The 12,962-nt window shown below is 71.2% G+C and carries 15 protein-coding genes and 1 pseudogene; 10 read left to right on the top strand and 6 right to left on the bottom strand.

Translation table 11 applies throughout. From position 1 onward, the window contains the following. Positions 1–260: 260 nt before the first annotated feature. A complete protein-coding gene (locus IE317_RS43450; protein WP_191317194.1) occupies positions 261–1,229 on the top strand; it encodes a glycosyltransferase in 969 nt (322 codons plus the stop codon). Between the two features lie 88 nt (positions 1,230–1,317). Here the strand turns inward: IE317_RS43450 and IE317_RS43445 are convergent, their stop codons facing one another. From IE317_RS43445 to IE317_RS43435, 3 genes and pseudogenes are all read right to left on the bottom strand, one after another. Then, the gene (locus IE317_RS43445) at positions 1,318–1,698 is read right to left on the bottom strand and encodes a hypothetical protein (RefSeq protein ID WP_191317193.1); all 381 of its coding nucleotides are present in this window, start codon (positions 1,696–1,698) and stop codon (positions 1,318–1,320) included. After that, positions 1,695–2,018 (bottom strand): annotated as a pseudogene (locus tag IE317_RS43440) (cytochrome b); the annotation flags it as partial. The pseudogene IE317_RS43440 and the gene IE317_RS43445, both read right to left, overlap by 4 nt. 93 nt (positions 2,019–2,111) lie before the next feature. Further along, on the bottom strand, positions 2,112–2,387 hold the full coding sequence (locus IE317_RS43435) for a hypothetical protein (protein ID WP_191317192.1): 276 nt from the start codon (positions 2,385–2,387) through the stop codon (positions 2,112–2,114). A 211-nt stretch (positions 2,388–2,598) separates the two neighbouring features. Between IE317_RS43435 and IE317_RS43430 the strand changes: the two genes are divergently transcribed. The 4 genes from IE317_RS43430 (at position 2,599) to IE317_RS43415 (ending at position 6,592) form a co-directional block, all read left to right on the top strand. Next, the gene (locus IE317_RS43430) at positions 2,599–3,687 is read left to right on the top strand and encodes an FUSC family protein (protein ID WP_229903240.1); all 1,089 of its coding nucleotides are present in this window, start codon (positions 2,599–2,601) and stop codon (positions 3,685–3,687) included. 95 nt (positions 3,688–3,782) lie between these two features. Beyond that, positions 3,783–5,432, top strand: coding sequence for a RecQ family ATP-dependent DNA helicase (locus IE317_RS43425; RefSeq protein WP_191317191.1), 1,650 nt, complete (start codon positions 3,783–3,785; stop codon positions 5,430–5,432). Between the two features lie 411 nt (positions 5,433–5,843). Then, complete coding sequence (locus IE317_RS43420) at positions 5,844–6,146, top strand: STAS domain-containing protein (RefSeq protein ID WP_191317190.1); 303 nt, start codon at positions 5,844–5,846, stop codon at positions 6,144–6,146. A gap of 8 nt (positions 6,147–6,154) precedes the next feature. Then, on the top strand, positions 6,155–6,592 hold the full coding sequence (locus IE317_RS43415; RefSeq protein ID WP_191317189.1) for an ATP-binding protein: 438 nt from the start codon (positions 6,155–6,157) through the stop codon (positions 6,590–6,592). A gap of 18 nt (positions 6,593–6,610) precedes the next feature. On the opposite strand, the gene IE317_RS43410 is transcribed toward IE317_RS43415, so the two are convergent. Together IE317_RS43410 and IE317_RS43405 are read right to left on the bottom strand one after the other, a co-directional pair. Next, positions 6,611–7,429, bottom strand: coding sequence for a SigB/SigF/SigG family RNA polymerase sigma factor (locus tag IE317_RS43410; RefSeq protein WP_191317188.1), 819 nt, complete (start codon positions 7,427–7,429; stop codon positions 6,611–6,613). Between the two features lie 243 nt (positions 7,430–7,672). Then, positions 7,673–8,458 (bottom strand): GAF and ANTAR domain-containing protein, encoded by a 786-nt coding sequence (locus tag IE317_RS43405; protein WP_191317187.1) that lies wholly within the window; start codon positions 8,456–8,458, stop codon positions 7,673–7,675. Between the two features lie 431 nt (positions 8,459–8,889). On the opposite strand from IE317_RS43405, the gene IE317_RS45550 reads away from it, so the two are divergent. The 5 genes from IE317_RS45550 (at position 8,890) to IE317_RS43385 (ending at position 12,109) form a co-directional block, all read left to right on the top strand. After that, positions 8,890–9,057: an ATP-binding protein gene (locus tag IE317_RS45550; protein WP_373309247.1), complete on the top strand. Its 168-nt coding sequence runs from the start codon at positions 8,890–8,892 to the stop codon at positions 9,055–9,057. Further along, positions 9,054–9,341, top strand: coding sequence for an STAS domain-containing protein (locus IE317_RS43400; protein WP_191317186.1), 288 nt, complete (start codon positions 9,054–9,056; stop codon positions 9,339–9,341). Before IE317_RS45550 ends, IE317_RS43400 begins: the two co-directional genes overlap by 4 nt. Positions 9,342–9,395: 54 nt before the next feature. Beyond that, positions 9,396–10,103: an ANTAR domain-containing protein gene (locus tag IE317_RS43395; protein ID WP_191317185.1), complete on the top strand. Its 708-nt coding sequence runs from the start codon at positions 9,396–9,398 to the stop codon at positions 10,101–10,103. 359 nt (positions 10,104–10,462) lie between these two features. Then, positions 10,463–10,885 (top strand): ATP-binding protein, encoded by a 423-nt coding sequence (locus tag IE317_RS43390; protein ID WP_191317184.1) that lies wholly within the window; start codon positions 10,463–10,465, stop codon positions 10,883–10,885. Positions 10,886–11,143: 258 nt separating this feature from the next. Beyond that, a complete protein-coding gene (locus IE317_RS43385; protein WP_191317183.1) occupies positions 11,144–12,109 on the top strand; it encodes an L-threonylcarbamoyladenylate synthase in 966 nt (321 codons plus the stop codon). 21 nt (positions 12,110–12,130) lie between these two features. On the opposite strand, the gene IE317_RS43380 is transcribed toward IE317_RS43385, so the two are convergent. Further along, complete coding sequence (locus tag IE317_RS43380; RefSeq protein WP_191317182.1) at positions 12,131–12,772, bottom strand: carbonic anhydrase; 642 nt, start codon at positions 12,770–12,772, stop codon at positions 12,131–12,133. Positions 12,773–12,962: the final 190 nt, after the last annotated feature.

Raw genomic sequence — 12,962 nt, 5'->3', positions numbered from 1 at the left:
ACGTACTGGCCGTAGTCGTGTCCGGCCTTCAAAGAGTGGTACTGGACCGATATCAGGTCGAACGTGACGTCGTCGAAGCCGGTTTCTCCGGTGGCCATGGCAGTTCCTCCCGTGCTCGGTTTTCGTGGTTTCGGCGCCGGCAACCCGGCGGTCCCGAAAGGTCTTCCCGGTTGTCGGGCGGTTAACCGTGCGACGTGATCCACAAGGCGATCCGGACTCCGGCCGAGGTGTAGTTCCCCACTTCCGGGCTACTCCGCACCATGACGACGGCGACCCACCGACCCGCTTACGTCCTGCCGCTGCGCCACGACCGCGACGCCGAGCTCACCGAGCTGACCGCGTACCTGCGGTGGCTGTCCGGCCGGGCGGAGGTCGTGGTCGTCGACGGCTCGGCGCCGCGCTGGTTCGAGCGGCATCGGCGAGCGTGGGGGCACCTGGTCGCGCACGTCCCTCCCGACCCAGATCTGCGGTGCGCCAACGGAAAGGTCGCCGGCGTCATCACCGGCCTGCGTCTGGTGCGGGCGGAGCAGGTGATCATCGCCGATGACGACGTCCGGTACGACGGAGACACCCTCGCCGCGGTGGCCGGGGCCCTCGACGGCGCTGACCTCGTCGTGCCCCAGAACTACTTCCGGCCGGCGCCGTGGCACTGCCGGTGGGACACCGCCCGGAGCCTGCTCAACCGGGCGCTCGCCCACGACTATCCCGGGACGCTGGCCGTGCGGCGCACCGCCTTTCACCGGTTCGGCTGCTACGACGGCGAAGTGCTCTTCGAGAACCTCGAACTGATCCGGACGGTCCGGGCGCGGGGCGGCACCGTCCGGTACCTCCGCTCGCCGCTGGTCAGGCGCCTGCCCCCGGACGTGCGGACCTTCCTGTCCCAGCGGGTCCGCCAGGCCTACGACAGTTTCGCGCAGCCCTCGCGGCTGGCCGCCGAGCTGGCGATCCTCCCGGCCGCGGTGGCGGCTGCCCGCCGTGGTGGACGGCTGCTCGCCGGCGGCGTGGTGGCGGCGGCGCTGCTGGCCGAAGCGGGACGGCGGCGGGCCGGCGCCGCGGCGGTGTACCCGGCCGACAGCGCGTTGTGGGTGCCCTTGTGGCTGGCGGAGCGAGGGGTGTGCAGCTGGCTGGCGGTGGGCACGCGCCTGCTGCGCGGCGGTGTTTCCTACCGGGACGGGCGGTTGCGGGTGGCCGCTCATTCGACGTCCTGGCTGCGCGATCGGGTGAAGTGACCGGGTCAAGGCGCGGCGAGCGGGATGGTGCCGGCCAAGCAGCCGGGCCCCTGGGCGGACAGGCTCAGCCGGCTGACGTCGTCGACGATCAGCTCCTCGCTCGTGTGAGAGCCGGGTGGCAGGAGCACGAACAGCACCTGCTGCTGGCGACAGGCGGCGCACAGCCAGGGCAGCGGAGGCTCGGCGAACCTAGGCCGACGGTGAGGCTGTGCCCGCCGACGTGCACGATGACCGCCGACGACCCTTCGGACAGCTCCACGCGGCAGCCCGCGGCCAGTGGCCAGAAGCCGCGTTCCCACTCCCGAGCGGTGGGGACGGCGAGGCCCGCCCGCGCCAGCATCCCGAAGAGCCGGCAGTGGTCCTCGGGGCGGCCGGGCTGCAGGAGCAGCACCGGGTAGGAGCTGGTTTCCTCGTAGACGAGGACGTCGATCTGCCAGCGCGAAGGCATCGCCGTGCCGCCCGGGCTCACGACTGGGCCTGCCCGTCCTGCGGTTCGCCGCCGAGGCCGTGGCGCCCTTCGCCGCGGCGGGCGGCCGCTTCCAGGGCCGCGGTCTCCTCGGGCGGGTCGGGCCGCAGCAGGCTGCCCGGGACCGCGTGCCCGGCGGCGCCGAGCTTGTTCGGCTTCTTCGGCACGGGAGCTCCTTGGTAGGTCAGGGCCTTGCCGTCGAGCGGCTGGTGGATCTCGAGGTAGGTGCCCGCCGGGGACCGGGTGATGATCCCGGTTTCGAGGCCGTGGTCGAGCACTTCGCGGTCCGATCGCTGCAGGGCCAGGCAGACGCGGTAGGTGACCACTCATGGTTCCTCCGCGCGGATCGGCTACCGTCAGTGGCGCATACCCGGGCTCGTTCCGGACAACCTGCGGTTTGCGGTGTTGCTTCGGAGTCAGCCGTGCCGGGTGTCGGACCGCACGTCCGCCGTCGTGGCGATCCGGCCGTGCACGGCGATCCCGTGCGCCTTCCGGGTGGCCGGCGCGCAGGTCGCGGGCGTGGCCGCGTGCCGGTCGAACGTGGGCGAGAACGAGGTGCCCGCGAGAGCGACGTATCCGGCCGCCAGTGCCACGACCCAGCGCCACGGCGGGCGGTAGCGGTCCGGTCCGGCCCCGGTGGCCACCGCGTGCACCCGGCCGCGGTTCGGTGTCGGAAGCCAGGAGGGTGACATCGGGACCTCCATCCTCGAGGGGCGGCCGAAAGCGCGTACCCGGCGCGGCCCGGGCCAACCGGCGGCCCTCGATTGCCGGACTCGAGGCGGGTTCGTCGTTCCGGCTGCGAGTGGTCGAGGGCGACGGTCCGTCGGCCGACACCGCGTGACCGTGATCCGCCCCGGCCGTGTCGGCGGACTTCGGGCGCGCCGGATTGGGTACCCGCCGGGGATGGTGTTCCGCGGAAGGCAGTGGCTGCGCCCGGTGGCCCGGGCGGTCGCCGGCCGGTTCCGGCGTGCCCGCTGGGCCGTCGTGCAGACGGCCGGGGCCGTCAGCGCGTCGTGGTTCATCGCGCACGACCTGCTGGGGCACCCGCAGCCCTTCTTCGCGCCGATCGCGGCCGCGGTGTCACTGTCGGCCAGTAACGTCCTGCGCGGTCAGCGGGCCGTGCAGCTGATGAGCGGGGTGGCGCTGGGCATCGCGCTCGGCACCGTGGTGGAAGCGGTGGCGGGCACCGGGGCGCCGGCGTTCGCGGTCGCCGCTCTCCTGGCGATGTACGGTGCGCTGGCATTCGGGGGCGGCCCCTTCGGTCAGGGGCTGATGTTCGTCAACCAGACCGCGGCGTCGGCGATCCTCATCCTCGCGCTGCACCGACCCGGCTCGGGCAGCGAGCGCCTGGTGGATGCCCTCATCGGCGGTGGCGTCGTGGTCGTGATCGGCGTCGTGCTCTTCCCCGCCGATCCGCACCGCGTGCTCGACCAGGCCGCGCGAGCCGTGTTCGCCGCGCTGCGGGACGCGCTCGCCGAACTGCGGGACCAGCTCGCGGACGAGACGCCGGCCGGCCGTCGCGACGACGGCGGCCGGGAGCTGGCCATCGGGCAGCGCATCCACAACCGGCTCGCCGCGCTCGAGCAGGCGCGCGGCACGGCGCAGCAGGTGGTGCTGATCGCACCGCGCCGGTGGCGTTCGCGCGCGGCCGTGCACCGCGCCATCGCGCGGAGCAAATACCTGACGCTGCAGGCGAACGCCGTGCTGAGCCTGGTGCGCGTCGCCCGGGCGGCGCTCGGGTCCGGGGAGGAACTGCCGCGCCCGCTGCTCGATGCGGTCGCCGAGCTGACCGACGCCTGCGCGACGCTGGCCGCCGGCGGCCGCCCGGCCGCCGCGGGAGCGGCCGCCGAGCGGGCCAGGGACCTCCTCGATCCGGCGAAGCAGGCAGGGCCGGGTTACCGAGGGCCCGCCATCTACGCCGCACGCGCTTGCGCCCGGGATCTGCTCGCGGCGATCGACCGGACCGGCGACGACCGGGTGCCGGCGAGCTGATCGGACAGTTGCGGCGCCGCCCCCGGAAGTCGGCGTCGATCGCCAAGCCATACCCGGCGGTGTTTTCGCCCGCCGGGCGCGGGTACTTGCGGCGGATGGCGAGAAGACGCGACGAACTCCAGCGGATCGCGGCGGACACCTTCGGCTGGTCCCGGCTGACCGAAGAGCAGCTGGCCGCGATGGAGCAGGTGATGGCCGGGCACGACGTCCTCGCCGTGCTGCCCACCGGGGCCGGCAAGTCGGCGATCTACCAGGTGCCCGCCCTGCTGCTGGACGGCCCGACCCTGGTCGTGTCGCCGCTGATCGCCCTGCAGAACGACCAGATCGAGGGCATCGAGGAGAGCCGGGCCCCGGCGGCCGTCGCGCTGAACTCCGCACAACGCGCGTCCGAGCGCAAGCACGCGTGGGAGGCGCTGCGCGAGGGCAGCGCCGAGTACCTGTTCCTGTCCCCGGAACAGCTGGCTTCCGATGAGGTGCTCGACGCGGTCGCGGAGCTCGGCGTTTCGCTGTTCGTGGTGGACGAGGCGCACTGCGTCTCCGCGTGGGGGCACGACTTCCGGCCCGACTACCTGCGCCTGGCGCCGGTGATCGAGCGGCTCGGGCACCCGCGCGTGATCGCCCTGACGGCGACCGCGGCCCTGCCCGTGCGCACCGACATCGTGACCCGCCTCGGCCTGCGCGACCACCGGGAGGTCCTCGCCAGCTTCGACCGGCCCAACCTGCGCCTCGGCGTGGACCCGCTGCCGAACGACGACGACCGGCACCAGGCCGTCATCACCCGGACGCGCGCGCTGACCGCGGACCCCGCCACCCGGCCGGGCCTGGTGTACGTCACCAGCCGCAAGGACGCCGAAACCTACGCCGGGGAGCTCGCGGCGGAGGGCGTCCGGGTGGCGGCCTACCACGCCGGGATGAAGGCGGCCGACCGCGAACGGGTCCACGAGCAGTTCCTGCGCGACGAGCTCGACGCGGTCGTGGCGACCTCGGCGTTCGGCATGGGCATCGACAAGGCCGACCTGCGGTTCGTCCTGCACGCGGCGGCGCCGGAGTCGCTCGACACGTACTACCAGCAGATCGGCCGGGCGGGCCGTGACGGCGAACCGGCCGAGATCACGCTGTACCACCGGCCGCGCGACCTGGGCAGGCAGAAGTTCCTCACCGCGGCGAAGGCGCCCGAGCAGGCGCTGGCCGAGGTGGCCGCCGTCCTCGCCGGGCACGACGCCCCGCTGACGCCGGCCGAGCTCGGCAAGGAGGTCGGCGTCTCGGCGGCCCAGCGCACCAGGGCGGTCAACCTGCTGGAGCAGACGGGCTCGGTCGGCGTCACCGCCGACGGCCGCCTCGAGTACCGGGACTCCGATGTGGACCCCGGACAGGCCGTGGAGCAGGGCGTCGAGGCCGCCGAAGCCCACCAGCGGCTGATCCGGTCCCGGATCGACATGATGCGCGGCTACGCCGAAACCACCGGCTGCCGCCGCCAGTTCCTCCTCGGCTACTTCGGGGAACAGCTCGAGCAGCCTTGTGGCAACTGCGACACCTGCATCGCCGGCACCGCCGAGGCGGTGTCGTCCGATGGCGGGGACTTCCCGGTCAACAGCGGCGTCGAGCACGCGGAGTGGGGCCGCGGCATCGTGATGTCCGCGGACGACGACACGGTGACCGTCGTGTTCGACGACCACGGTTACAAGACGCTGTCGGCGTCCGCGGTCCGCGAGCGCAGCCTGCTCACCGCCGTCAGCCGGGATTGAGCGGGGGTTGCGCGGGTAGCCGCAGGTCATGACGGACAGCAGCGGAACGGCGAACGACGGCGTGGTGGCCGCACCCCGCCATCTGCTCTCCGCGGCGGAGCGTGCTTCGCGATGACCGGCTACCTGGCCGTCTACCTGCGCGACCAGCTCGCCCTCGGAGTCACCTGGCGCGCCGCGACGCGACCGCCCCGGTCTCGATGAGCGCCGCGAGCTTCCCCGCCGACGCGACTTCGCGTTCATCGCGAGGGTCGAGGTGGACGGTGATTACCCGGTTCCCGATGCGTGAACATGCTGGGCGGGCGGGTACCCGCGCCTGCGAGAGTGGGAGTGATGACTGTCACACGTGTTGGACGTTTGCTGGCTGTGAATCCGGGTATACGCGCACTAATCTCGCGGAGTCCGGAGGTAAGGATGGGTGTCGAGGGTGGCCCTGTCCTCCCCCCGGACCTGCTCAGCGCGCCGGTGCTCGAGGAAGCCGTCACCACCGCACTCGGCCGTGAACCACGGTTGCTCGTGATCGACTTGACCGGAGTCACCTTCATCGCTTCTGTCGGCATGACGATCTTGCTCAAGGCGCACCGTGACGGCGGCCGGAACCTACGGCTGCGCGTGGTGGCGCCCGAGCGTAGCTCCGTAGCTCGCGCCCTCGAGTTGGTCGGCCTCACCGAGATACTCGGCGTGGCGTCTACGCGTGCCGACGCGCTTGCGCGGTGATTTCCGTAGTGCCCACGCTCGATATCCGTGGAACCGCTGACGACGAGGGCTCTCCGTCGCTCGAGGACTTGCGGCTCAGTACGGTGCGAGCCGATCCGGGACGGCTGGTGGTGCTGCGTGACCAGCTCGCGGACTGGCTCTTTCGGGCGAAGCTGGACTCGGACGTGCGCGAGGCGGTGTTGCTGGCGGCCTACGAAGCGATGGCCAATGTGGTCGTCCATGCCTACCGGGGCGCGGCCGGGCCGCTGGACGTGTGTGCGGCGCTCCGCGGCGGGGACCTCATTGTCACAGTGGCCGATCACGGGAGCTGGCAACCGATTTCGCGGCCGGGGCCGCTGCACGGGCGCGGTCTGCCACTGATTCACCGGCTCACCGCACACGCCGTGGTCGACCGGGGCGGCCTCGGCACCACCGTCACGATGCGCTTCGCCTGTCCGCCGGGCTGACTCCCGGGGGAGCCGGTCTCAGGCGTCGATGTGCTGCCGCAGCTGCTCCAGGGTCTTGGCCAGCAGTCGGGAGACGTGCATCTGCGAAACGCCGACCCGTTGGGCGATTTGGCTTTGGGTGAGCTCGTCGACGAATCGCATCTTGACGATGGCGCGTTCCCTCGGCTCCAGTGTGGCCAGTGCTGCTCGCAGGGCGATGTGGTTCTCGAACCGCTCGAAGCCGATGTCGTCCTCGGCGAGCTGGTCGGCGACGGTCAGGTTGTCTTCGGCTCCGCGCGTGGGGGTGTCGATGGACGTGGCGCGATAGGCCTGGGCGACCATCAGTCCTTCTTGGACAGCTTCGACGGCCACTCCGAGGTGCTGGGCGAGTTCGCTGGGCTTGGGAGCTCGGCCGAGTTCCCAAGCCAAGGTGTCGGTCGCTTTCGCCAGTTTCTGCTTCAGGTCTTTCAAGGACCGCGGAACGCGCATCGACCAGCCGGCGTCGCGGAAGTGACGTCGCACTTCGCCCATGATGGTCGGCACGGCGAACGAGACGAAGTCGCTGCCGCGGTCGGCGTCGTAGCGGTCGACCGCGTGGATCAGGCCGGTCCGCGCCACCTGCAGCAGGTCTTCGAAGGGTTCGCCGCGGCCACCGAACCGCCGGGCGATGTGCTCGGCGAGCGGGAGGTGTTCGGTGATCAGCCGCGCGCGGAGGACGGCTCGACGGGGATCCTCGACGTCGAGGCGGCTGTATTCGTCGAAGAGGGGAGCGCAGTGGGCGTATTCGTTCGACCGTCGCGGCGTCGGGACGGTCAGCGCGTCGTCCACCGGCGCTTGGTCGGGAGCACAGACAGTCATGATGCTCGGGTACCCCCGTTCGTGTGAATTACACAGTCCGCATTTGTGGCTGCTCCCGCTGATCCAGGCCGGCGGGTAGACGTGCAAGTGAACCAGCGCCCAGACGCGGCTCGCGCCTCTCGCAGATCCGGCCGGCCGATGAGATCGACCGTGGCGTCACCGCCCCCGTGAGTGCTGCCGGTGTCGTTGTTGAGATCCACGGTCCACAGCCGGGTAAACAGCCGGAGAGCTCACTTCCGAGGGTCAGTGGGTGGGCAGGTCGATCTCGGTGTGGCGGTCGGCGAGCGTCCGGGCGAGGTCGGCCAGCTTGACGTTGAGGTCTTGGGAGGTCCGTCGCAGGATGTCGAAGGCGGCGTCCGCGGAGACGCCCCGGCGCGCCATGATGATGCCCTTGGCCTGGCCGATCACGTCGCGGCTGTCGATGGCTTTGCGCAGGTGCGCGGCCTGCAGTTCCGTGCGGGTGACGGCGTCGGTGGCGGCCAGGGCGAGAGACGCGTGGGTGGCCAGCAGCAGCAAGACGTCGCGGTCGGCGCCGTCCAGCCCGTGCCGCGATCGGGAGTAGACGTTGAGGGCGCCGCTGGATTCGCCGCTGGGCGGTCCGCTGATGAGGGCGGTCGAGAGGACGGAGCCCATCCCGAGCTGGGTGGCGGCCGGCGCCCAGCGAGGCCAGCGCGGTTCGGCCGTGAGGTCCGGGGCGATCGCCACCGCCGGGCCGCCGGGCTCGGCCGCTTCGACGCAGGGGCCTTCCCGGAACCGGTACTGGAGCCGGTCGAGTTCAGTGGCGACCTCATCGGTTTCGGCGGGGGTGTGGAATTGGCCGTCGCTGTCGAGCAGGGTGAAGCTGGCGAGGTCGGCGGCCGGGACCATCGCCGTGGTGGCCTCGAGCACCCGTTGCAGGACGTCTTCGACGGTCGGGGCGGTGAGCAGGGTGCGCGTAAGTTGAGTGAACTGCCGGGCCAGGGGACCGGCGGCAAGCCGGTCGGTGACGAAGGCATCCTTGTCGCGTTGCCAGTCCTGGTCACTGCTCATGCCGGTCTCCCTGAGTTGCTGCGGGAAGACGGCTGCTCTCTCAACCATCGCGACGATCAAATTAGCCTGTCGGGCTGCCCGGCCGCCACGAACCCGTCACCTCGACAACACACTTGCGTAGCGCAACGAAGGGTGGACCGAGAGCGTTTCCCGTTTCGGGGCGCGTGAGCAGGGTACGGGGACCGTAGATCCGGATCTCCCGTACGGGTTCCTTCGGGTCCAGGCCCTGCCGGGTCTAAACACAGGGCCGGCAGGGCCGTCTTCATCTTCACCCCGGGCAATCCGGTCGGCCGCAGGCTCCGAACCCGATCGTGTGGGGTGCCAAGACCAGCGAATCACGGCAGAATGCTGACGCCTGGACGGCGAGCGCGAAGGGCCTTGAGTGCCTCCTGAACCTGCTGACGGCAGCCCGTTGACCGGGGTGTTCGCCGCTGCGTGTCACCATCACCGACACCGGGACGTGGAAGTCCCCGCAGCCATCCGCGAACTCCTGGCGCGGCCGCGGCATGACCATGATGCGGGAACTGGTGAACGAGGTCAGCGTTCACCCCACCACCAGCGGCACCACCGTCCACCTGCACGCGAGGATCACCCCATGACACCGCTCGCATTGGCGACGTCTCGGCGAGACGACGGAACTCGCGTGCTGACCGCGACCGGAGAGATCGATCTCAGCAACATCGCCGACTTCAGCCGCGCCCTCGACGACGCCACGGCCGACGGCCACCTCGTCGTCGACCTCCGAACGGTGGACTACCTCGACAGCGGGGCGATCAACGTCCTGTTCACCCACGCCGACCGAGTCAGCCTGATCGTCAATCCGGTGCTCGAACCGGTCCTCACCGTCAGCGGCCTCACCTCGCTGATCCGGGTCGAACGGTGATCCGGTTGACACCCTCCGGAAGCGGGTACCTCGAACCGGCTCCACGCGGACCGGATGAGAGGGGACGCCATGTCGTCAGCGGCACTGCTGGACATGATCGGAGCGCGTCCCGCCTTCCAAGCGGCGCGTGCGCCCTACCTCGTTCTGGACACCGACCTGCACATCCACGCGGCGAACGCGGCCTACACGGCGGCAACCTTCACCACCGAGGCAGACCTCACCGGGGTGTACGTCTTCGACGCCTTCCCCGATAACCCGGCCGACCCGGACGCCGACGGGACGGCGAACCTGTCGGCCTCGCTCGAGCAGGTTCTGCGCAGCGGCCGCCGTCACCACATGGGCATCCAGCGCTACGACGTTCCCGACGCCGACCGCCGCGGACGATTCGTCAGAAAGGTCTGGTCGCCGCTGAACGTTCCGCTGCGCGACGCCGACGGCCGTCTGGTCGGAGTGCTGCACCACGTCGAGGACATCACCGATCTTGACGGCCTCCTCGCCGGCGACACCGGGGACGCGGCCGAGGTGAACGCGACCGACCACGCCGGTCCGGCTGTGCTGGCCGAGAACCGGCACCTGCGGTTGGCCCTGCGCACTCGGGGGGTCATCGAACAAGCCAAGGGCATTCTGATCGGGCAACGGGGCTGCACGCCGGACGAGGCGTTCGCGCTGCTCGTCGAATTGTCCCAGACCACGAACACAAAACTCCACGTTGTCGCCCAGACCTTCGTCGACGACACGCTCCACCGCGCCCGCAATCGGTGAGCGGAACACCGCCGCTTTCGGCGTCCACGCGGCGGATCTCCTGCGACCCGCCGCCGGTCGGAGTCACCGACATCCTGTCGGGAGCTGTCGGTGGATGTGGTCGCAATTTCCCGCAAAGTGGGCGATACCGTTGCCGGCCATCCACAATCTGCGCACATGCTCTCGATCGAGGGCGGGCATGGAGCCGGTGAAAACCACCGCCGCCGTGCCGATTCGATGAGGTGCCTTGCGCACCCAGCGTCACGGATCCGGTGGACTGGTCCCCAGCGACGTCGTCCGGCGTATCCCCTGATCGGACGCCCATCCGTTCCCCGGAGGGTGACGAACACGAATCAGGCGGAGCGGAAGGAAGCGACGGCGTGGCATTCGACGAGAACCGGGGAATCCGGCCGCGGGCGGGTTCGACAATGGATGTGACGGTCGATCTTGCGGGCCGGCCGGATCTTCGGGAGGTGCGGGCAGCGATGGTCGGGAAGCTGCTGCCGGGCGCGGAGGCTGATGACCGGTTCGGTGCGGTGTTGCTGGTGGTCGATGAGTTGGTCAGCAACGCCTACCGCCATGCGACGGTGCCGAAGTCGCTGCGGATCGGTCGTGCGTCCGACAATGTGCTGGTCGAGGTCAGCGACGGTGACGCGGTCGCGGGCGCGGTTCGGGTCGTCGCGTTGCGGTATGGGTTGCGGCTGGTGGGGCAGCTGTCCCTGGACTGGGGTGTCCGCACCGACAGCCACGGCAAGGTCGTGTGGGCCCTCGTGCCCGTGAAGGTCTTCCCAGCCGGGATGTAGGCCGAGGGGAAGCGGGCAGTTGGCGGTGGTGTGGCGCTGAGCATCACCGCCGGCGGACACTCCGGCTGGAGCGGCGATGCCGACGTGACCGCTTCAGGCTGGGATGCCCGCCGAGTTGCTCGCGTTCGGCAGTGCACGGTCGGCCACGTGGGCACCGGTCAGCCTGCCGGTTCTACCCTGATATGAGGCGTTGTGGTGATGTAGCGGCCGCTCATCTCGCGGTGCGCACAGCAGATCGGTCAGGGAGTGGCGAGGGTGATGGCAAGATCCGGTGATATCGGCAAGGCGGCCGACGTGCTGCGCGCCGGGGGCTTGGTGGCCGTCCCGACCGAAACGGTGTATGGCCTGGGCGCCAACGCCGAGGATCCCGCCGCGGTTTCGCGGGTGTTCCAGGTCAAGGGCCGCCCGCCGACCCATCCGCTGATCATCCACCTCGGCGCCGCGGAGCAGCTGGGCGACTGGGTCGCCGACGTGCCGGAGACGGCGCTGGTGCTGGCCGAGCAGTTCTGGCCGGGGCCGCTCACACTCGTCCTGCGGCGCGGTCGCCGGGTGCCGCTGGAAGCGACCGGCGGACTGGAGACGGTGGCGGTGCGGGTGCCCGCGCACCCGGTCGCGCTCGAGCTGCTGTCGGCCTTCGGCGGCGGGGTCGCGGCGCCGTCCGCCAACCGCTTCGGCTCGGTCAGCCCCACCACGGCGGACCATGTCCGTGCCGAATTGGGTGACGCCGTCGACTTCGTGCTGGACGGCGGCCCCTGCGACGTGGGTGTCGAGTCGACGATCGTCGATGCCACCGGCGACGCCCCGAGCATCCTGCGGCCCGGCGGGGTGACGCCCGAGGACCTCGAAGCGGTGCTCGAGCGCCCGATCGCCGTCGGCTCGAAAAGCCACATCCGCGTGCCCGGACAGCATCCTTCGCACTACGCACCCCGCGCGCGGGTGGTCCTGGTCGAGCCGGCGGAGATCGCCACCGCAGCACAGGCCGCGCAGGAGGAGGGACGCCAGGTAGGTGTCTTCCTTCCGCCTTCTTGCGCCAGCGTTCCGGTGAAGGCGCACGCCGTGGTGGCGGTCCCGGCGTCGATGGCCGACTACGCGCGCGGACTGTACGGATTCCTGCGCGAACTCGACGAGCGGGGGTGCGACCTCATCGTCGCGTCGCTGCCGGCGGAGGAGGGGCTGGGCGCTGCGATCGCCAACCGGCTTCGCCGCGCGGCCGGTCCCCGTTGACCGGTGGCTGCCGGGGTCCGGTCAGGAGGCGGAGTCAGCGGTGACGTCGAGGCCGCGGGCCGCGACGACGTCCGCGCGGCCGTCGGCCAGCCGGTAACACAGGCCCACGACCGCGGCTTGCCCCGCGTCGACCCGGTCGGCGAGCACGCGCGAGCGCTCCAGCAGCAGGTCCACCGTGTGACGGACGTGCTCGGCGAGGATTTCGTCCGGTGCCGTTCGCCCGGCGGCCCGGGCGGCCAGCACGCTCGGCGTCACCCGCTCGACGACGTCCCGGATGAATCCGGTGGGCGTCACGCCGTCCTCCAACGCGGCGGACGCGGCGCCGACCGCGCCGCAAGAGTCGTGGCCGAGGACCACGACCAGCGGGCAGTCCAGCACGGCCACGCCGTACTCGATGCTGCCGAGGACCTCGGAGCCCGCCACGTGCCCTGCGGTGCGGACGACGAACAGGTCACCCAGGCCGCGGTCGAAGATGATTTCCGCGGCCAGCCGTGAGTCCGAACACCCGAACAGCACGGCGAACGGGCGCTGCCCGGGCGTGACCTCGGCGCGGCGTGCCGCGTCCTGGTTCGGGTGCTCCGGGGCACCAGCGACGAAGCGCCGGTTGCCGGTGAGCAGCAGCTCGAACGCGTCGGCAGGGGTCAACGATTCGCTCTCGGCCATGGCTGCAGCCTAAGCGAAAACTGGCCGGAACCCGCGTCGCTCGCCATAGGAGCGGCCCGGCCAACGAAGTCGTTCGGGCGATCACCGCGGTGGCGTGCCGGTGGGCCATCGTCCCGGCCGGGTGGGGACGCGGTAGCCGCGCACCGGGGACGGCACGGCGCGTGAGACGCGGACCAGGACGATCAGCCAC

This window comes from Amycolatopsis bullii, from assembly GCF_014654205.1.
Taxonomy (GTDB): domain Bacteria; phylum Actinomycetota; class Actinomycetes; order Mycobacteriales; family Pseudonocardiaceae; genus Amycolatopsis; species Amycolatopsis plumensis.
The sequence above is the reverse complement of the archived record's forward strand: the minus strand, read 5'-3'. Positions and strand labels throughout refer to the sequence as shown.